Raw genomic sequence first — 18,607 nt, 5'->3', positions numbered from 1 at the left:
CCGGAGCCCGGACGCACGCCGGGCGGCGATGGTTCCCGACCGGACGGGCCGGGCCGGCGTGACCGGCCCGGCCCGTTCGCGCTGGCCGGCACGTCTTTCCAGTGGTTCCATTGACAGCGCGACAAAACTTGAAAATCCAGTACCAAATGGATTTATTGACACCTTTCACAATTCAGAGTGCACTTCGGGTCAGCTCATCCGGATGAGTCCCCCATCCCAACCCCCGCCGGGCGGGCGGCGGCCGCGGAGTGCTCCCACAAGGACCTCCACGCGCCACTCCCCTCCCCCGCCCGGCACGTGGAAGGAGCACCCCCGTGAGACACCAGACCGCGATCGGGGCGGCGGCGCTGTCCGCCGGCCTCGCCGTGGCGATGTCGTCCCCCGCCACTGCCGCGTCACCCCGCACCGCCCCCGCGAAGCCGGACCCGCGCACCGTCGCCGCCGCCTCGGCCGACGGCATGGTCTCCGCCGCACCCGCGGCGTTGAAGATGTCCCCCAAGGACCGGATCGTCCGGCGCGGGGTCACGTCCGGCCTGCGCGGCCTCCAGTACGTCGCCTATGAGCGCACCTACGACGGCCTGCCCGTCTACGGCGGCGACTTCGTCGTCACCACCGACGCGAACGGCGGAGTGCTGGGCACGTCCGTCAACCAGACCAAGAAGCTCGACGTGTCGACCACGGCGACGATCAGCGCCGCGAAGGCCGCGAAGACCTCGCGCGCCCGCGTGTCGACGATCGACGGCGCGACCGCTCCCCGGCTGACGGTGCTGGCCGAGGGGTCGGGACGCCTCGTCTACGAGACCGTCGTCAGCGGCACCCGCAAGAACGCCCCGACGAAGCTGCACGTGCTCGTCGACGCCAAGTCGGGCGAGGTCGTGACGACCTGGGACGAGGTCCGGGACGCGGCCGACGACCGGAGCTACTACCACGGGCCCGTCGACCTCAGCACCGCCGCGACGTCCATGAGCGACCCGAGCCGCTCCGGCATCCGCTGCGGCGGCCAGAACGGCTCTACCTACACCGGCAGCGACAGCGCGTGGGGCAACGCCAGCGGCACCAACCTGGAGACCGCCTGCGTCGACGCCCTCTATGCCGTCCAGAAGGAATGGGACATGCTGCGCGCCTGGCTGGGGCGCAACGGCATCAACGGCAGCGGCGGCGGATTCCCCCTCCGCGTCGGGCTGAACCAGGCGAACGCGTACTGGAACGGCAGCTACACCAACTTCGGCCACAACCAGGCCGGCACCAAGCAGGCGACATCGGTGGACGTCGTCGGCCACGAGAACGGCCACGCGGTCTTCAGCACAACGCCCGGCGGTGACAGCGGCGGCAACGGCAACGAGAAGGGCGGCATGAACGAGTCGGCCGGCGACATCTTCGGCGCGCTGACCGAGCACTACATGAACGAGCCCGCGAACCTCGACCCGCCGGACTACCTGGTGGGCGAGGAGGTCGACCTGGTCGGGTCCGGGCCGATCCGCAACATGTACAACCCGTCCGCGCTCGGCGACCCGAACTGCTACTCGTCCTCGATCCCGCGCACCGAGGTGCACGCGGCCGCCGGCCCGCAGAACCACTGGTTCTACCTGCTGGCCGAGGGGTCGAACCCGGGCGGCGGCAAGCCGAGCAGCCCGACGTGCAACGGCTCGACCGTCACCGGCATCGGTGTCCAGAAGGCCGGCCAGATCTTCATGGGCGGGCTGAGCCGCAAGGTCACGAACTGGAGCCACGCCCGCGCCCGCATCGAGACGGTCAACGCGGCACGGCAGCTGTTCCCCGGCTCCGCCACCGAGTGCAACGCGGTGAAGGCCGCCTGGAGCGCCATCAGCGTCCCCGCGCAGAGCGGTGAGGCGTCCTGCACGTGAGGTCCTGACCGCCCCCCGCCCGCGGCCCGCGACGGGGCCCGCTCCCCCGTCGCGGGCCGCACCTTCCCTCTGGAGACCCGCATGAGATCGCGCACGACGGCGACCTTGGGTGCGGCGGCCCTGGTGGTGTCCGCACTCCTTCCCACGGGCGGCGCGTCCGCCGCCCCGGCCACGCTGGCCACACCCGACATCTCGCTCACGAACGTCAAGGCGCACCTGTCCCAGCTGCAGAGCATCGCGACCGGCAACGGCGGCAACCGCGCCCACGGCCGTCCCGGCTTCCGCGCCTCGATCGACTACGTGAAGGGCAGGCTGGACGCCGCCGGCTACCAGACCAGCGTCCAGTCGTTCACCTACAACGGCGCCACCGGCTACAACCTCATCGCCGACTGGCCGGGCGGCGACACCGGCAACGTCCTGATGACCGGCGCGCACCTCGACAGCGTCAGGGCCGGGCCCGGCATCAACGACAACGGCTCCGGCTCGGCCGCCAACCTGGAGGTCGCGCTCACCGTCGCCCGGCAGAACTACCGGCCCCAACGGCACCTGCGGTTCGGCTGGTGGGGCGCCGAGGAACTCGGCCTCGTCGGATCGACCAACTACGTCAACAACCTCTCGTCCACCGAACGATCGAAGATCAAGAGCTATCTGAACTTCGACATGGTCGGCTCCCCGAACCCGGGCTACTTCGCCTACGACGGCGACGGCTCCAGCGGGAGCGGCGGCCCGGCCGGGTCCGCCGAGATCGAGCAGGTGCTCCGCGCCTACTTCCAGACGATCAACGTCCCGGTACAGGACACGGCGTTCGACGGACGCTCCGACTACGGCCCCTTCATCCGGCGCGGCATCGCCGCCGGCGGGCTGTTCACCGGCGCCGAGGGACGCAAGACCACCCAGCAGGCACAGCTGTGGGGCGGCCAGGCCGGCGTCGCGTTCGACCGCTGCTACCACTCGTCCTGCGACACGACGTCCAACATCAACGACACCGCGCTGGACCGCAACGCCGACGCCATCGCGCACGCCGTCTGGACGCTCGGCGGCAACGCCGGCGCACAGGGGCCGTAGCCGCGGCTCAGCGGCGGCTTTCAGGGTTTTCCACGACCCCGTTCACACAATTGAAAATCCAGTGGCGGATGGATTCGTTGACACCCCGCCGCCCGCCGCGATGCACTCGTGGGCAGCCCTCCACCCCCACCCCCAGGGCTGACCACCGGCGGCGCACGGGACGAATCTCGGCCCGGACCGTGCACCGCCCGCGGGGTCCCCGCCCCCCGCCCGCCCCCCGGCACCTTCCTCTCCGTCGGTGCCGGGGGGCGAAACTCCGCGCGACCCGGGGGTTGTCGGAGGGCGGGGTCACAATGGGGGTATGTGCCGCAGTATCAAGACGCTTCGCGCGCCGTACGCAGACGACGTGACCGACGAGGACGTGCGGGCCGCCGCGCTTCAGTACGTTCGGAAGATCTCCGGGTTCCGGGCGCCCGCGTCGCACAACGCGGAGGCGTTCGAGCGGGCGGTCGAGGAGATCGCCCGGAGCACGGCCGCCCTCCTCGGATCCCTGGAGGTGCGAGGAGGGCGGGCGCGCTAGGCCGGCGTTCTACTCGGCGGCCACGATCTCGGCGATCTGGACGGTGTTGAGGGCGGCGCCCTTGCGGAGGTTGTCGCCGGAGCAGAAGAGGGCGAGGCCGTTCTCGACGGTCTCGTCGCGGCGGATGCGGCCCACGTAGGTGGGGTCCTGGCCGGCGGCCTGGAGCGGGGTCGGGACGTCCGACAGGACGACGCCGGGCGCGCCGGAGAGGAGCTCGCTGGCCCGCTCGGGGCTGACTGGACGCTCGAACCGGGCGTTGACCTGCAGCGAGTGACCGGTGAAGACCGGGACGCGCACGCAGGTGCCGGACACCTTCAGGTCCGGGATCTCCAGGATCTTGCGGCTCTCGTTGCGGAGCTTCTGCTCCTCGTCGGTCTCGGCGAGGCCGTCGTCGACGATCGAGCCGGCCATCGGCAGCACGTTGAACGCGATCGGCCGCACGTAGACGGACGGCTCGGGGAACTCGACGGCCGTGCCGGAGTGGGTCAGCCTGTCGGCGCTCTGGACGGTCTTGGCCGCCTGGTCGTGCAGTTCGGCGACGCCGGCGAGCCCGCTGCCGGACACGGCCTGGTAGGTGGAGACGACGAGGGCGGTCAGCCCGGCCTCGGTGTGCAGGGGGCGCAGCACCGGCATGGCGGCCATCGTGGTGCAGTTCGGGTTCGCGATGATGCCCATGGGACGGTTCACCGCGGCGTGCGGGTTGACCTCGGCGACGACCAGCGGGACGTCCGGGTCCATCCGCCAGCCCGAGGAGTTGTCGATCACGACCGCGCCGGCGGCGGCGACCTTCGGGGCCAGCGCCTTGGACGTGGTCTTGCCCGCGGAGAACAGCACGATGTCGAGACCGGAGTAGTCGGCGGCCTCCGCGTCCTCGACGGTGATCTCGGTGCCGTCCCACGGGAGCCTGCGCCCCGCCGAACGTGCCGAGGCGAACAGCCGAAGCTCGTCGACCGGGAATCCGCGTTCGGCCAGGATTTCGAGCATCTTGGCCCCGACCTGTCCGGTGGCCCCGACGATGCCGACTCTCATGCCGCTCCCTCTGGTAGATCGCTGGACCGGGCGAGTCTGCCCAGGTCCGGTGCAGGACGTCCAATCAATAACCCTACGTGGAGGGTTCAAGCGCTCCTTAACCGAACGCCGCCGGCCGCGGCGCCGCCCGCCTTCGTCGGGGGCGCACCCTGAGCGACCAGGGGTGCACTCAGGGGCGAATCAGGGCGAATCCGGATGTCAGAGTTCACCGCCACTGGGCATCATCGAGACATGGACATGGAGAAGAGCACCAGCAAGCAGCTACGCCGTACGCACGAAGGCCGGATGATCGCCGGCGTCTGCTCCGGCGCCGGGCGGTACCTCGGTATCGACGCCAACCTCGTCAGGCTCGGCCTCGCCGTGTTCACCGTCTTCGGCGGCGCCGGCGTCGCGCTCTACGCGATCGCCTGGCTGCTGATACCCGAGGAGGGTGCGCCGAAGTCGGTCGCCGAGGACCTGTTCAAGAAGGCGAGCGACTCCCCGGGCGTCCAGGACGCGGTCAAGAAGACGAAGGACGCGGTCAACAAGAACCGCACCCACGCCTAGGACGCCGAGCGCCCGATGCCGGACAGCTCGTCGCCGCCCGTGGAGGACGGGGTGACGACGACGGGCTCGACGCGCTCACGCGACCCGGCGATGACGCCGCCGCGGACCTGGTTCCAGCACAGCGTCAGCATCGCGGCGGCCGACAGCCCGAGGACCCCGGCGAGCGCCACCACCGTCTCCGGCCCGAGGACCTGGGCCGCGGCGCCGCCGACGAGGATGCCCGCGCCCTGTCCGGCGAGGATGCCGGACTGGGCGAGCCCGAACGCCTGCCCCCGCCCGGACGCCGGCACGGCGGCCACGAACGCGGTGTTGGCCGCCAGCTGGTAGGCGCCGCCGACGCCCGACAGCGCCCACAGCCCGACGACCCACCACAGCGGCGGGTGCGCGCCCGCGGCCACCAGCGGCAGGCACGCGAGCATCGACATCCACCCCATGGCGTGCAGCCGGTTCGCCGGGCGGACGAACCGGCTGAACAGCAGCGCCCCGACCACCATCCCCGCCGGCATCGCCGCCAGCAGCAGCCCGGCCGTCACCGCGCCGCCGCCGAACGTCGCCGCGTACGGGACGGCCAGGCCCTCGGGGATCACGTAGAAGGCGCACAGCCACGCGAACAGCACCAGCGACCGCAGCACCGGATCGCCGAACACCAGCCGGGCGCCGTCCCTCGTCCCGCGCCACAGCCCGAGCGACTCGCGTTCCCTCAGTCTCGGCGCGGGCCGCCGTTTCAGCCCGCCGATGAGGATGACGGCGGACGCGCCGAACGTCAGCGCGTCCAGGGCGAGCGCCTCGTACGTCCCGACGACGGCGACGGCCGCGCCGCCCGCGAGGAACCCGAGGACCTGGGTGATCTGATGGGTGACGTTCGCGATCGCCGAGCCCGCCACGTAGCGGTCGCCCTCCAGGACGTCCGGCATGACGGCCGCGCGGGCGGCGGAGAACGGCGTCCCGAACAGGACGGTCAGGAACACCAGGATCGACAGCACCCCGACGGGCATCGGCACCACCGCCATCAGCGCCACCAGACCCGCCCGCAGGACGTCGCAGACGACCATGACCGTCCGGCGGGGGAAGAGGTCGGCGAGCCCGGACAGCACCGGCCCGCCCACGATCGGCGGGATGTAGGTCAGGGCGTACACCAGCGCGGTCAGCAGCGTGGACCTCGTGTGGTCGTACACCAGGACGGCCAGGGCGACCTGCGCCAGCTGGTCCCCGATGAACGACAGCGCCTGGGCCAGCCAGATGGCACGGAACTCTCCGACCGCGAACACCTCGCGGTAGGTCGCCTGTTCCTCCGGCGGACGACGATGCCGGCCGGTCTGCCTTCCCGCCACGCACGCTCCAGTTCAGCCCACCCGATGCCGGGCGCCCTCCCCTATTAACTCACGCTGTGTGGCAGTCGCGTGACCTACAGTGCGCATTTCCCGGATCAATATCCGAGCTCGTGCAGCCGTTCGTCGTCGATCCCGAAGTGGTGGGCGATCTCGTGCACGACCGTTATCCGGACTTCTTCCACCACGTCATCCGCGGTGTCGCATATCCGGAGAATCTCATTGCGGTAGATCGAAATGTGATCGGGCAGGACGGCCCCGTACCAGTCGCCGCGCTCGGTGAGGGGTACGCCTTGGTACAGGCCGAGAAGGCCGCGCTCGGGCGCGTCGTCCTCGACGAGGATGACTACATTGCGCATGTGGGCGGTCAGCTCGGCCGGGATGCTGTCGAGGGCCTCGCCCACGAGATCCTCGAACGCCTCTCGCGACAACTCGATCACACTGGTCATTCTGCTCGACAGAAGGGGAACACGTGCCCAAGGTCCGTGCCGCGTCGACCCACGCCCTCGCGATGCTCACGGCTCTGCGCACCCGCGCCCGCGACGCGGCCCGGGTCACCCGCATCGCCCCCGCGGCCCGCCGCGTCCGTGCCCTCGGCGCTCCCGTCGCCCGCGGCGCCAAGCCCGTCCTCACCAGCCGCTGGACGCGGTTCGCCCTCGTCATCGCCATCGGCCTCGCCGGGGGCTACATCGGCCTCCTCCTCGGCGGACGCTACGTCACCCCGGTCGGGCCCACCGACGTCCAGCTCACCCTGCACCCGTCCCTGCACGGCGGCACGACGCTGAAGCTGCCGCCCCTCGGCTCGCTCCGGCTCGACACCCACGGCGGCCCCGTCTCGCTGGAGGCCCGCCTCACCGACCTGCGCCCCGAGCAGGCCAAGAAGCTGATCGAGGACGACGCCGAGCTCGACCGGCTCACCGACCAGATCGCCGGCCAGATCCGGCACGGCATCGTGGAGCTCCTGATGCGCGCCGCGCTGGCCGCGCTGGCCACCGGCTTCGTCGCGTCCCTGCTGCTCTTCCGGTCCTGGCGGCGCGCGCTGCTCAGCCTGACGTCCACCGCCGTCGGCCTCACCGCCGTCACCCTCGTCACCTGGGCGACGTTCAACCCGCAGTCCATCGCCGAACCCCGCTACACCGGCCTGCTCGCCAACGCCCCCCAGGTCGTCGGCGACGCCCGCAGCATCGTCGAACGCTTCACCGCCTACCGCGCCCAGCTCGCCCGCCTCGTCGGGAACATCTCCGAGCTGTACGCCACCACCTCGACGCTCCCCACCTACGAGCCGGACCCGTCCACCATCCGCGTGCTGCACGTCTCCGACATCCACCTCAACCCCGCCGCCTGGAGCGTCATCAAGTCCGTCAGCACCCAGTTCAAGGTCAACCTGGTCATCGACAGCGGCGACCTCATGGACCACGGCAGCAAGCCCGAGGACAAGTTCGCGAACTCGATCGCCGGCCTGAAGATCCCCTACGTCTACGTCCGCGGCAACCACGACTCCAAGGAGACCCAGAAGGCCGTCGCCGGGGAGAAGAACGCCATCGTCCTCGACGGCCAGACCCGAGAGGTCGGCGGCCTGCGCATCTACGGCCTCGGCGACCCCCGCTTCACCCCCGACAAGAGCACCCGCGACGACTTCGTCGGCGCCGACCAGCTCCGCGCCGAAGGACTCCGCCACGCCGAGGAGCTCCGCAACTCCGGAAACCTGCCCGACATGGTCGTCACCCACGACCCCAGCGAGGGCGAGGCGTTCTCCGGCGTCAGTCCCCTGGTCCTCGCCGGCCACACCCACGCCCGCTCGACGAAGCTCCTGCCCACCGGCAGCCGCCTCTTCATCCAGGGCTCCACCGGCGGCGCCGGCCTGCGCGGCCTCGAACACGAGCAGCCCACCCCCATCGAGCTGTCCGTCCTCTACTTCAGCCGCGCCACCCACCGCCTCCAGGGCTGGGACGACCTGCGCCTCGGCGGCCTCGGCCTCACCTCCGCCCAGATCGAACGGCACCTCGAACCCGCCCCGGACCGCGTCGTCAAGCCGCAGCCGCCGGCCTCGTCCCCGCCCGCGTCCCCGACCTCGCCGTTCCCGTCGGAGTTCCCCTCCGACTGGCCGTCCCGCACCCCGTCCCCCACCCGCACCCCGTCCCCCACCACCGAACCGCGGTAACCGTTTGCGCCGCGCCCCGCTGCGTCCTCTACACTTGACCGGGTCGAGTGGCGGTCAACCCCGCCACCCCGGGCCCCCTTCGTCTAGCGGCCTAGGACGCCGCCCTTTCAAGGCGGTAGCGCCGGTTCGAATCCGGTAGGGGGTACCACACAGCCGGCTGCGGCTTTCGCGGTCACCGGTGCTTGGCGGTGAAGGTCAGGTGGGTGACGCCGCTCGGCGTGGAGACCGCCTCGATGTCGTATGCCTCCTCCAGCGACTCCAGGCCGTCCCAGAGCCGGACACCGCGGCCGAGCAGGATCGGGACCTGGACCACGTGCATGTGATCGACCAGGCCCTCGGTGAGGAAGTCGCGTACGACCGAAGGTCCGCCGCCTAGGCGCACGTCCTGGCCACCGGCCGCTTCGCGGGCCGCGTTGAGCGCCTCGGCGGGTGAGGCGTCCAGGAAGTGGAACGTGGTGCCGCCCTCCATCTCGATCGATGGCCGCGGCCGGTGGGTGAGCACGAAGACCGGGGTGTGGAACGGCGGGTCGGCACCCCACGCGCCCTTGTAGCCCGGGTCGTCCTGCCAGCCGGGCGGGCCGAACTTGCCGGCGCCCATGATCTCGGCGCCGATGCCGTGACCGTGCATCGCGGCGAACGCGTGGTCGGCGCCGGCACTGCCGCCCTGGGCGCCGCCCATCTCGTACCAGAACCGGGTGGCGAACATCCACTCGTGCAGGCGTTCGCCGGCGTGACCGAACGGGGCGTCCGGGGCGTGACCGGCGCCGGTGGCAAAGCCGTCCAGCGAGATCGAGAAGTTGTGAACGCGGACGTCGGACATCGGAGTGCTCCTTCCATCGATCGGCACACCCTCCGGTGCCGTCACAAGAAGGTCGGAGCCGACCCGGCCGTCTCGACATCACAACGTTGGTGGTTGGTCAGGGGCATTGGCGTCCTATTCTAGTACTAGAATAGGAGGGTGGCTGCCGACCTGACGCCCGCTGAGCTGACTCTGCTCGGCCTGCTCGTAGAGAAGCCGAGACACGGCTACGAACTGGACGAGATCATCAGCACCCGCGGCATGCGCGAGTGGACCGAGATCGGCTTCAGCTCGATCTACTACCTGTTGGCCCGGCTCCGCGACCGCGGCCTGATCAGCGAGGTCGACGCGCCGCGAGCGGCGCGAGGAAAGGCCCGCCGGGTATACGGCCCGACGGCCGAGGGACGCCGGGCGTGCGCGCGGTCGGCCGAGGCCGCTGTGGCCGAACTCCGGCCGGTGTTCCCGCCCGTCCTGATCGGTCTGGCCAACCAGCCGGTCATTCCGCCCGAGCGCCTGCGGGCCGCGCTCGACCGGCGGGCCGCGGCCCTGACGGAAAGGATCGCCGCCATCGGAGCGGCCCGCGACGCCCAACCCGACGTGCCCGGTTTCGTCCGCGCCATCTTCGACTACACGCTGGGCCAGCTGGCCGCAGAACAGCATTGGCTGGACGCCTACCGGGCGGAACTCGCCGAACTCGGCAACCAATCCCCCACCAGGAAGGCAGACGGCCATGACCCGCTATGACGTCAAACGAGAACGCAAGCAGTGCTACGCGCCGAGGAACACGGACTGGGCGCTGGTCGACGTGCCCGCGCAGCAGTTCATCGCCATTGACGGTCACGGTGACCCCAACACCAGCGCCGACTACTCCCGCGCCGTCGAGGCGCTCTACGCCGTCGCCTACACGATCAAGTTCACCAGCAAGAACGCCCTCGGCCGGGACTTCGTCGTCGCGCCGCTCGAAGGACTGTGGTGGTCGGACGACCCCGAGGTGTTCGTCACCCGCGCCAAGGACGCCTGGCACTGGCGCATGCTCATCAGCCAACCCGACTGGATCACCGAAGACCTCATCGACGAGGCCAAACAGGGCGCGCTCGCGAAGAAAGGCCTCCCTGCGATCGCCGAGATCCGCCGCGAGAGCCTGCACGAGGGCACCAGCGCCCAGCTCCTGCACGTCGGCCCCTACGACGACGAAGGACCCGTACTCGCCAAGCTCCATCACGAGTACCTCGCCGCCAACAACCTGCGCATGTCCGGGCACCACCACGAGATCTACCTCGGCGACCACCGTCGAACCGAGCCCGCCAAACTCAAGACCGTCCTCCGACAGCCCGTTCAAACGGCGAACTGACGCAGCGAGGACCGGGCTCGGGTGGCCCCCCTTTGGCGATCAAGCCCTCCGTCGCATGGAGTTGCTGCCACGCGTGAAGGCCAGCCGGTTCAGGCTGCGCCAGTCCAGCATCGGCTTCGCGCGGAGCGCGCGGCGACGGTGGCGCGGCACCCGCACGCGCAGGGCGGCCGCTTGAATCCTGCAGGTCACCGGGGTGGGCAGGGTGAGCGTCTCACCGTCGACACCGACCGGGATCTCGGCGGCATCGGCATCGACGGTGACCTCGTCCGTGGTCAGCGCTGTGAGGCCGGGGCCGCGCCGCCCGCGGAGCAGGCCGGCGGCCTGTGCCGCGCTGTCGACACTGACCGCCAGGACGCCGAGGACGCCGGACTCCAGTCGCTCCCGGCGGCCGAGACCGGCGGGATCGCCGCCCTGATAGGGGTTGTTGCTCACCAGGACGGCCTGGTTGCGGGTCCCGGCCGCGATGACCATGAACGGCACGCCGTGCCGCGCCGCCACCTCGGCGACGAGCGCCTGGGTCCCGTCACCGCCCGCCACACCGAGCAGATCGGCGCCGTCGGCCACGGCCCGGCGTGCCAGCTCGGCGACGTCCCGATGATGGTCAGGGTCGAGCACGACGACGTGGGCGCCCAGCTCGCGGGCCTTGTCGGCGAGCCGGAACCGCTCCACCTTCCCCCCGCCCGAGCGCGGATTCATGATCAGGAAGGGTTGTGCGGGGGGCGGAGCCGGGTACGGCGCCGAGGCGGCGCCCTGGACGCCCGTTCTCAGCGCGGCCCGTCCGGCCCCCACCGCCAACGCCCACAGACCAGCGGACAGAAGGACCACCCACAGCAGGCCCAGCGCTACGTAATACAGCGCGACGGCCAGCGGCATGGCCACGGCCAATGCGCCGGCGAGCACCCGGACCAGAGCCCGCCGCGTCAGCACCCACCAGAGCGCGGCCGCGGTGACGACCAGCCCGGCCAGTCCGGCCCCCAGCAGCACAAGGCTTCTGAACCCGGCGGCCAGCAGCAGGGTCAGTACCGCCGCGCCCCCGGACGCGAGGGAGAGGCGCGCCATCCGACGCCGGGCGGCGCGGCCACGCCATCGGGCCGTACCGTTCAAACCGCGCACAAGTGCATCCTCAATGCGACAACAGAGTCTTCAGAGCGACGACGGCCAATCCAAGGAACAGATTGACCAGGCCCGACACGACGACCGTCCTCGCCGGCGCACCCACCTGGAGCGAGGCCGCGACGCCCCAGCCGACCTGGCCGGCCAGCGCCGCCAGGAGCGCCAGCCATGCGGTCGTGGCGTCGGCCAGCTCCAGGAGCCAGCCCGCGCAGGCCACCGCGGCCGGCGGGAAGGCGGCCTGGACCAGCGGCCACTCTGCGGAGCCGACAGCCCTGATCTCCGTCCACTCCCACGCCGCGCCCCGCGCACGATCCCCTGTCAACCGGGCGTAGACGTGCGCGAGCCAGAAGACCAGTCCCGTGGCGAGCAGGAGGGCCACCAGGGACCGGGCCGGGATCGGATGGTCGCCCGAACCGGTCCCGGCGATCACTGAGGCGGCCAGCAGCGATCCGTACACCGCGTCCGAGTAGTCGGCGCGCGCGGGGGCGCCGGCACGGTCCCGGAGCGCCCTCATCCCCAGGTGTCGGCGGCGGCCTGCCTTGAATACCTCGCCAGAGCCCAGATCACCGCGATGTCCAGAGCGATCATCACTATGGACCACACCGGGTAGTACGGAAGGAACATGAAGTTCGCGACGGCGCTCAGCAACGCCAGGGCGATGCCGATGACGCGCGCCCAGGCCCGTCCGCTGAACACGGCGATTCCGGCCGCGATCACGATGATCCCGAGCACCAGGTGGATCCAGCCCCATGCCGTCACGTCCCACTTGAAGACGTAGTCGCCGCGGATCGCGTACAGGTCGTCATCGGCGATCGCGGCGATCCCCGCGATCGCCCCGAACAGCCCGACCATGATCATCATGCAGCCGGCGAAGACGGCGAAGCCGACGGCCCAGCCGCTCACCGGCGCGCGGTCGGCGTCGACCTGAGGATGCACACTTCGGGTCATGGCGGCCCCCCTTGAACGAGTCCAATCCACCTCTAGCGTGCGCCGGAACGGCCGTGCCCAGATCACCCCCGGCGGATGAGTTCGCGGAGCCGCGCGGCCCCACGCGAGGCGATTCCGCCGCGCCGCTGTCGGCCGCGACTCACCCGCCAGGGATGATGCGGGCTCGGGCGCCGACGCGGTGCACTTGGCCCGCAACCGGCTCCATCGAGACATGTGGCGGGGTCGGGCGAGCAGGGGGATCTCATGACCTCAGCGCCATCATCGGCAGCGGCGGCGAGCCCGCGGGCGTCCGGGCGGGTTCACCAAGCGGCTGGCGACCGGCGCCTGGGGTGTCGGCGCGGCCGCCGGGATCCTCTCGGCGCTGCTGGGCCTCGCCATCGTGACGTGGCCGGACGCCACCATCCGTGTCGTGGCCTTCCTCTTCGGTCTCAAGCTGGTGATCCACGGTGTGTACCGGATCGTGCAGGCCATCGCGGCGGACGAGGCAGGCGGAGGCGCCCGCGTACTGTTCACGCTGCTGGGCGTGCTGTCGCTGGCCATCGGCGTGCTCGTCATGCGCGACCCACTCCAGACCGTCCAGATCCTGGCCCTCCTCTTCGGCCTGTTCTGGTTGATCAGCGGCACGGTCGGACTCGTCGCCACGCTGGCGGAGCCGTCCCTGCCGGGACGCGGCGGGGCGGCGTTCCTGGCGGGCCTGTGCATCCTCGCAGGGCTCCTACTACTGCTGTGGCCCGGGATCACCCTGACCGCACTGACATGGCTCGTCGGCCTGTGGCTCATCACCTGGGGACTGCTGACCGCGGCCCTCGCCCTCTGGATCCGTCACGCCGACAACCAAACGGAGGTGTCGACCCCGGGAGGCTCGTGATGGGCGTCGGACACACGGCCGGTGAAGGCGCAGATGACGAGCGGGCGCGGAACGAGGGTGTCAGCGACGAGCCCACCCTGAACAAGGGAGCTCAACGCGAATCCAGCGGGGCCGCGCACGGCGACGGGCCGGGTGGCGACGAGGAGGAGGTGCGGCGCCTGCGCGCCGAGGTGGCCGAGCTGAGGGCGCGGCTGGCTGAGCGCCCGCCTGCCCGGCTCGTCCGCGCACACCCGAATTGGCCGCGGGTTCGCAGGACGCTTGCGGCGCTGCTGGTGGCGCTGGCCGGGTTCGGCCTGGTGGCCTCGGTCGTCGGCGTCTGGGGTGCTCGGACGTCGGTGAACACCGACAGGCCCCCTCTCCAACTCCGTCCACGATTACCTGCGCGGGCGGGTGCAAGAGTTCATGAGCACCGAGCAGTTCCGGGAGCTGTGGGAGCTGTGGGAGCAGGCGAACCGGTCCGCGCACGCCCGGATCATGGCGATCGTCAAGGGCGAGAGTGAGACGGTCAGCGCCCAGGACGGCGTCGTGACGCTCAACCTGCTGCCGATCATCAACGACGTGCTCGTCACCGTCTCGCGCGAGCTGCCGACGCTGTTCGGCAAGCAGCTCGACCTGCCTGCCGTCACCTCGGGCCGGATCCCGCCCGACCTGCAGGCCAAGGTCCAGCAGGCGCTCGGGGTGACGCTGCCCGCCGACTTCGGTCAGATCACCATCTACCACCACAGCGATCTCACCGGCTTCCAGGACATGGTCCTGGCCTTCAAGAAGGGTCCTGCCCTGCTCGTGGCCGGCACCTTGATGTGCCTCGTGCTGGCGTTGGTCGTCTCGCCCGGACGGCGACGCACGGTGCTGCAGTTCGGCGTAGCCACCGCGGTGAGCGCCACGGTGCTGTCGGCGGGAATGCGGGCGGTCCAGAACCGCCTCCTTGAGCACATTCCCGAGGGCGTCTACCGGCAGGGCGCCTCGGTGGCGGTGGACGAGATCTTCTCGTCCCTGCGCACGCACGGCGACCGGCTGCTGTGGTCAGACACCCCATGTCGTTGGATGTCAAGCGGCCTGGGGTTGGGCGTGATGTGACCAGGCGGTTGCTTCGTCGTAGAGGGTTCGGGTCTTGAGGCATCCGTGGAGGATGCCGACGAGGCGGTTGCCGAGTTGGCGCAGCGCTGGGTTGAAGCCGGCCTCGCGGGTGCGTTGTTTGTCGTAGTAGCCGCGGGCGCCCGGTGAGGCCCGCAGTGAGGCGAATGCCTGGGTCTGCAGGGCGTCGGCGAGCCGGTTGTTGCGCACGTAGCGGGCCTGGACGGTGTGGATCTTGCCGGAGGCCCGGGTGATCGGGCTGGTGCCGGCGTAGTTCTTGCGGGCTTTGGCGGAGGCGTAGCGGGTGGGGTCGTCTCCGAACTCGGCGAGCACCCGGGCGCCGGTGATCTCCGCGATGCCGGGCATCGAGAGGTAGATCTCAGCGTCCGGGTGCGCTCGAAAATGGGCCTTCACCTGCTCCTGCATCGCGGCTATCTGCTCGTTCAGCGCGATGATCACACGGGCGTGAGCGGTGGCGGTGGCAGCGTAGGCGGCGGTGAGTGGCTCGGGCAGGCCGAGCTGCTGTTGGCGCAGCGCGGTCTGGATCGTGGCCGCTTTGGCGTCCCGGTTGCGTCGGCGGGCGCGGGTCAGGACGGCCGTGATCTGGGTGCGGGTCAGCTTCGCCCCGGCCGCCGGGGTGGGTGCCTTGATCAGCAGTTCCAGCGCGTCCGTGCTGGTCAGGGCCAGGCTGGCGTAGGCGTTCAGGGCGGCGGGGAAGTACTCCCGCAGCGTGCTGCGCAGCCGCTGGAAGGTGCGGGTGCGTTCCCAGATCAGAGTCTGGTGGGCGCGGGCGACGACCTTGACGGCCTGGGCCTGGGCGCTGTCCCCGGCCACCGGCCGCAGCTGGGCCCGGTCGATGCGGACCATATCGGCCAGCGCGTGCGCGTCGCCCTTGTCGCTCTTGGCGCCGGAGGAGGCGTACCGCTCCTTGAACCGTGCGACCTGCCGGGGATTGATCGCGTAGACCTGGTATCCAGAGGCGACCAGAGCCTGCACCCACGAGCCTCGGTCGGTCTCGATTCCCACGATCACGTCGGCCGGGTCGAGAGCCTCGCCGCCGTACTTGGCGACAAGCTCGTGGAGCCTGGCGACGCCGTCCACACCCTCGGGAAGCCGGGCGGCGGCCAGCTTGCGGCCGGATGGGTCCTGGACCTCGACATCGTGGTGGTCCTCGGCCCAGTCATCGCCGATCAACAGCAACGGATCTCTCCTGGTCAGCTACTTCGCTTGTCGTGCAGCCTGCGGAAGACACGGCTCGCGGCCTAATGGATCCAGTGCTCACGCCACACCTGGCGGGCACGCCACCCCATCAGCGGTCTGGCCCTCCGGCCGACCAGCAGGGGCACGGTCTGACCACAGAAGTCGACTGCTTCCGGCGTCGATAGTGCTCACCTGCTGGCGGCTACGGCACCGAGTCTCTCCGACCCGGCAGCTCCCATTAGGCGTCTGGTCCTCGCCGTCCTGGCCTACCTGGTGGGACCCGGCAGGCTGCCGAGGGCGCTGCGCCGCCACACCGTGTCGGGCGCCCGCGCGCTCGCCTCGACCACCGGTTCCATCGCCACCGGCGAGCGGCCGCGGCAGCAGGCCGCGAGACACCTGGACGCGCTGCGCATCGCGGGCCTCGTAGCGGCGGCGCTGGTGGCGCTGCTGTTCGCGTCCTGGACGGCCTTCCTGGTAATCCTTCTCGTCCTCTCGGCCTACGAGTTGGGCGTGACGCTGTTCGCCCGCCTAGCCGGAACCGGGTGATCACGGGCGGCGTCGTACTGATACCGCGAGAAGGGACCACGGTGACCAGTTACCTGCAGACACTCCCACTCCACACGATCACCGAGGTCTACGGCGAGGCGGGACTCCGCGACCGGTTCTCCCGCGAGATCCTGCGCTTCCGGGAACCGGACTGGCGGCGGCTGAGCACCGCCCTGGCACTGGCGAGCGACCTCCACCGCCAGGACCGGCGCGTCCGCGAGCCGGTGGTGAACCATCTGCTCCGCGTGACGCTCCGCGTGATGTGCCACTACGAGGTGGACGACGTGGACCTCCTCGTCGCCGCGCTGCTGCACGACTCGGTAGAAGACCACCCCACGGAGCTGGCCGGCGACGGGCACGAGGACTCCACGGAGGGCGCGCTGCACACGCTGGCCACCGAGTTCGGCCCGCGCGTCGCCGACCTCGTCCGCGCCGTGACCAACCCCGTCTACGACCGCAGCCGCGACGTCCACGCCCAGTACCGCGCGCACGTCACCGAGAGCCTGGACCGGCACCCCGCGGCGCGGATCATCAAGGTCTCGGACTTCACCGACAACGGCGTCGGCCTGATCCACACCACCGGCCCCAAGCTGCGCAAGCTGGCCCGGAAGTACCGGCCGCTCGTCCCGGAGCTCAAGGAGCTGATCACCCGTCCGGACACCCCGCTGAAGGGCCGGATCAAGCGGCACATCACCGGCCAGCTCGACCGCGCCGAGGGACGCTTCGCGGCCATCCTCCAGGACCACACCGAGCCGAGCCTGGCAACCTGACCCCAGGCCACGCCCCGCCGGGTTATCGTCGTCACCGCTTCATTACCGGTCGGCAAGGGCCTCGACCCGCTTCGGTCGACTTCGGCGGCTGGGGTCGGCGGTGCGGGCGGTGGTTGCGGCGGGCGTTGTGGCGAGGAGACCGCCGAGCCACGGCTCTGGCGGTCCTCAGCGCGGGTCGTATGCCTTCGGCAGGCGCATGCCGCGGTCGGCCATGATCTGGCGGACGCGGTTCGGGTAGTCGGTGATGACGCCGTCGACACCCATGTCGATGAGCGCCTCGACGGTGGCCGGGTCGTCGCAGGTCCACGGGACGACCTTCAGGCCCCGGGCGTGCGCCGCGGAGATCATCGGCTTGGAGACGTAGAAGCGGAAACCCGGGTCGCCGATCTTGCCGTTCTGCGGGAACCCGTACACGGGCGACAGCGCCCGCACGCCCGCGATGGTGGCGGCGGCCCTCACGAAGTCGCCGTCGTAGTCGTCGGCGTCGATCCCGCCGAGCCACGGAGACGCGCCGGGACGGCCCACCTGCAGGAAGTCGTAGTTCGTCAGCGCAACCAGCGGGTAGGAGGGCGCGAGCCGGTGCATCTCCTTCAGCGCGCCCCAGTCGAAGGACTGGATGGTGACCTGGTCCTCGATGCCCGAGGCGTGGATCTCCTCGTAGACCCGACGGACGAACAGCTCCCGCGGCGCCGTCTGCTCGGGGGCTCCAGCCTCGACCTTGGTCTCGATGTTCAGCTTGACCTGCTTGGCGTGGTAGCTCTTGACCAGGTCGAGGACGTCCTTGAGCTCCACCATCCGGAAGCCCTTGATCTGTTCCTGCTCCGGGAAGCCCGGAAGGCGCTGGTACCCGCAGTCCATGGTCTTGATCTGGGCCAGGGTCAGGTCCTTGATGTACTTGCCGACATACGGGTACATCGGGTCCCCGGGCGTCGCGGGCGCGGTGTCACGGCATTTCTGGGCGCTGACCTGCCGGTCGTGGTTGACGACGACCTTCCGGTCCTTCGTCACGTGGGTGTCGAGTTCGAGCGTGGTGACGCCCAAGCGCATCGCCTTTCCGAACCCCTCCAACGACTCCTCGGTCGTCATACCGAGGCCGCCACGGTGCGCCTGCAGATCGAAATGAGTCTTCTGCGGCGGTACGCGCCACCCACCGCCCGGCGATGCCTGCGCGGCCGTGGGCCAGGCGATCACGGAGGCAAGGGTCAGGCCTGTCAGAACATGTCGCAGCGACATAGGAACCTCGATCTCGGAGCTCGTGTTGCCCCGAGAAGCTAAGACCGAGGTCCGGCCCGGATCAGGAACCGAATATGAGGGAACGGTGAAGATTCGCGGAACACGCCGCCGGCGGCTGGTGCGGTGTTGAACGAATGATGGCGCGTCTGGTGGACGCGCCATCGGGTGGGCACTCTCCGGCCGTGAACCGG

20 protein-coding genes and 1 tRNA gene are annotated in these 18,607 nt (G+C 70.6%); 12 read left to right on the top strand and 9 right to left on the bottom strand.

Going from position 1 to position 18,607, the window contains the following annotated elements; genetic code table 11:
- Positions 1 to 314 precede the first annotated feature (314 nt).
- From ACQPXG_RS04140 to ACQPXG_RS04130, 3 genes are all read left to right on the top strand, one after another.
- A complete protein-coding gene (locus ACQPXG_RS04140) occupies positions 315 to 1,865 on the top strand; it encodes a M4 family metallopeptidase (protein WP_433466271.1) in 1,551 nt (516 codons plus the stop codon).
- Positions 1,866 to 1,946: 81 nt separating this feature from the next.
- On the top strand, positions 1,947 to 2,930 hold the full coding sequence (locus tag ACQPXG_RS04135) for a M28 family metallopeptidase (RefSeq protein WP_433466270.1): 984 nt from the start codon (positions 1,947 to 1,949) through the stop codon (positions 2,928 to 2,930).
- Positions 2,931 to 3,231: 301 nt separating this feature from the next.
- Positions 3,232 to 3,450 carry a DUF2277 domain-containing protein gene (locus tag ACQPXG_RS04130; protein WP_433466269.1) on the top strand — a complete coding sequence of 73 codons (219 nt, stop codon included), beginning with the start codon at positions 3,232 to 3,234 and terminating at the stop codon, positions 3,448 to 3,450.
- Positions 3,451 to 3,459: 9 nt separating this feature from the next.
- On the opposite strand, the gene ACQPXG_RS04125 is transcribed toward ACQPXG_RS04130, so the two are convergent.
- Positions 3,460 to 4,479 carry an aspartate-semialdehyde dehydrogenase gene (locus ACQPXG_RS04125; protein WP_433466268.1) on the bottom strand — a complete coding sequence of 340 codons (1,020 nt, stop codon included), beginning with the start codon at positions 4,477 to 4,479 and terminating at the stop codon, positions 3,460 to 3,462.
- Positions 4,480 to 4,710: 231 nt separating this feature from the next.
- Between ACQPXG_RS04125 and ACQPXG_RS04120 the strand changes: the two genes are divergently transcribed.
- Positions 4,711 to 5,025: a PspC domain-containing protein gene (locus ACQPXG_RS04120; RefSeq protein WP_433466267.1), complete on the top strand. Its 315-nt coding sequence runs from the start codon at positions 4,711 to 4,713 to the stop codon at positions 5,023 to 5,025.
- On the opposite strand, the gene ACQPXG_RS04115 is transcribed toward ACQPXG_RS04120, so the two are convergent.
- Together ACQPXG_RS04115 and ACQPXG_RS04110 are read right to left on the bottom strand one after the other, a co-directional pair.
- Entirely contained in the window at positions 5,022 to 6,356 is a 1,335-nt protein-coding gene (locus ACQPXG_RS04115; protein WP_433466266.1) for an MFS transporter, read from the bottom strand. The genes ACQPXG_RS04120 and ACQPXG_RS04115 overlap by 4 nt on opposite strands.
- 95 nt (positions 6,357 to 6,451) lie before the next feature.
- Positions 6,452 to 6,802, bottom strand: coding sequence for a metallopeptidase family protein (locus tag ACQPXG_RS04110; RefSeq protein ID WP_433466265.1), 351 nt, complete (start codon positions 6,800 to 6,802; stop codon positions 6,452 to 6,454).
- 23 nt (positions 6,803 to 6,825) lie between these two features.
- On the opposite strand from ACQPXG_RS04110, the gene ACQPXG_RS04105 reads away from it, so the two are divergent.
- Complete coding sequence (locus tag ACQPXG_RS04105) at positions 6,826 to 8,514, top strand: metallophosphoesterase family protein (RefSeq protein ID WP_433466264.1); 1,689 nt, start codon at positions 6,826 to 6,828, stop codon at positions 8,512 to 8,514.
- 72 nt (positions 8,515 to 8,586) lie between these two features.
- Positions 8,587 to 8,662 (top strand) — tRNA-Glu (locus ACQPXG_RS04100).
- 24 nt (positions 8,663 to 8,686) lie between these two features.
- Here ACQPXG_RS04100 and ACQPXG_RS04095 read toward each other — a convergent pair.
- Positions 8,687 to 9,334 (bottom strand): dihydrofolate reductase family protein, encoded by a 648-nt coding sequence (locus tag ACQPXG_RS04095; protein ID WP_433466263.1) that lies wholly within the window; start codon positions 9,332 to 9,334, stop codon positions 8,687 to 8,689.
- A gap of 138 nt (positions 9,335 to 9,472) precedes the next feature.
- On the opposite strand from ACQPXG_RS04095, the gene ACQPXG_RS04090 reads away from it, so the two are divergent.
- Together ACQPXG_RS04090 and ACQPXG_RS04085 are read left to right on the top strand one after the other, a co-directional pair.
- Complete coding sequence (locus ACQPXG_RS04090; RefSeq protein ID WP_433466262.1) at positions 9,473 to 10,057, top strand: PadR family transcriptional regulator; 585 nt, start codon at positions 9,473 to 9,475, stop codon at positions 10,055 to 10,057.
- Entirely contained in the window at positions 10,044 to 10,664 is a 621-nt protein-coding gene (locus tag ACQPXG_RS04085; RefSeq protein ID WP_433466261.1) for a GyrI-like domain-containing protein, read from the top strand. The genes ACQPXG_RS04090 and ACQPXG_RS04085 overlap by 14 nt, the downstream gene beginning before the upstream one ends.
- A 39-nt stretch (positions 10,665 to 10,703) precedes the next feature.
- Here ACQPXG_RS04085 and ACQPXG_RS04080 read toward each other — a convergent pair whose 3' ends face one another.
- The 3 genes from ACQPXG_RS04080 to ACQPXG_RS04070 all read right to left on the bottom strand — a co-directional run bounded on the left by ACQPXG_RS04080 (position 10,704) and on the right by ACQPXG_RS04070 (position 12,725).
- Positions 10,704 to 11,723 carry a diacylglycerol/lipid kinase family protein gene (locus tag ACQPXG_RS04080; protein WP_433466260.1) on the bottom strand — a complete coding sequence of 340 codons (1,020 nt, stop codon included), beginning with the start codon at positions 11,721 to 11,723 and terminating at the stop codon, positions 10,704 to 10,706.
- A gap of 64 nt (positions 11,724 to 11,787) precedes the next feature.
- Complete coding sequence (locus tag ACQPXG_RS04075; RefSeq protein WP_433466259.1) at positions 11,788 to 12,291, bottom strand: hypothetical protein; 504 nt, start codon at positions 12,289 to 12,291, stop codon at positions 11,788 to 11,790.
- On the bottom strand, positions 12,288 to 12,725 hold the full coding sequence (locus ACQPXG_RS04070) for a DUF7144 family membrane protein (protein ID WP_433466258.1): 438 nt from the start codon (positions 12,723 to 12,725) through the stop codon (positions 12,288 to 12,290). Before ACQPXG_RS04070 ends, ACQPXG_RS04075 begins: the two co-directional genes overlap by 4 nt.
- Before the next feature lie 310 nt (positions 12,726 to 13,035).
- Between ACQPXG_RS04070 and ACQPXG_RS04065 the strand changes: the two genes are divergently transcribed.
- Positions 13,036 to 13,593, top strand: a complete 558-nt coding sequence (locus tag ACQPXG_RS04065) for an HdeD family acid-resistance protein (protein WP_433469892.1) — start codon at positions 13,036 to 13,038, stop codon at positions 13,591 to 13,593.
- Positions 13,594 to 13,995: 402 nt separating this feature from the next.
- Positions 13,996 to 14,670 carry a hypothetical protein gene (locus ACQPXG_RS04060; protein ID WP_433466257.1) on the top strand — a complete coding sequence of 225 codons (675 nt, stop codon included), beginning with the start codon at positions 13,996 to 13,998 and terminating at the stop codon, positions 14,668 to 14,670.
- On the opposite strand, the gene ACQPXG_RS04055 is transcribed toward ACQPXG_RS04060, so the two are convergent.
- On the bottom strand, positions 14,641 to 15,867 hold the full coding sequence (locus tag ACQPXG_RS04055; protein WP_433464118.1) for an IS110 family transposase: 1,227 nt from the start codon (positions 15,865 to 15,867) through the stop codon (positions 14,641 to 14,643). The genes ACQPXG_RS04060 and ACQPXG_RS04055 overlap by 30 nt on opposite strands.
- Before the next feature lie 273 nt (positions 15,868 to 16,140).
- Between ACQPXG_RS04055 and ACQPXG_RS04050 the strand changes: the two genes are divergently transcribed.
- Entirely contained in the window at positions 16,141 to 16,413 is a 273-nt protein-coding gene (locus ACQPXG_RS04050) for a hypothetical protein (RefSeq protein ID WP_433466256.1), read from the top strand.
- A gap of 41 nt (positions 16,414 to 16,454) precedes the next feature.
- Positions 16,455 to 17,183, top strand: coding sequence for an HD domain-containing protein (locus ACQPXG_RS04045; RefSeq protein ID WP_433466255.1), 729 nt, complete (start codon positions 16,455 to 16,457; stop codon positions 17,181 to 17,183).
- A gap of 165 nt (positions 17,184 to 17,348) precedes the next feature.
- Here the strand turns inward: ACQPXG_RS04045 and ACQPXG_RS04040 are convergent, their stop codons facing one another.
- Positions 17,349 to 18,374, bottom strand: coding sequence for a glycerophosphodiester phosphodiesterase family protein (locus ACQPXG_RS04040; protein ID WP_433466254.1), 1,026 nt, complete (start codon positions 18,372 to 18,374; stop codon positions 17,349 to 17,351).
- Positions 18,375 to 18,607: the final 233 nt, after the last annotated feature.

It is taken from the genome of Spirillospora sp. CA-128828 (assembly GCF_050945415.1).
In the GTDB taxonomy this organism is placed as follows: domain Bacteria; phylum Actinomycetota; class Actinomycetes; order Streptosporangiales; family Streptosporangiaceae; genus Spirillospora.
This window is presented reverse-complemented; position numbering and strand designations above follow the sequence as displayed.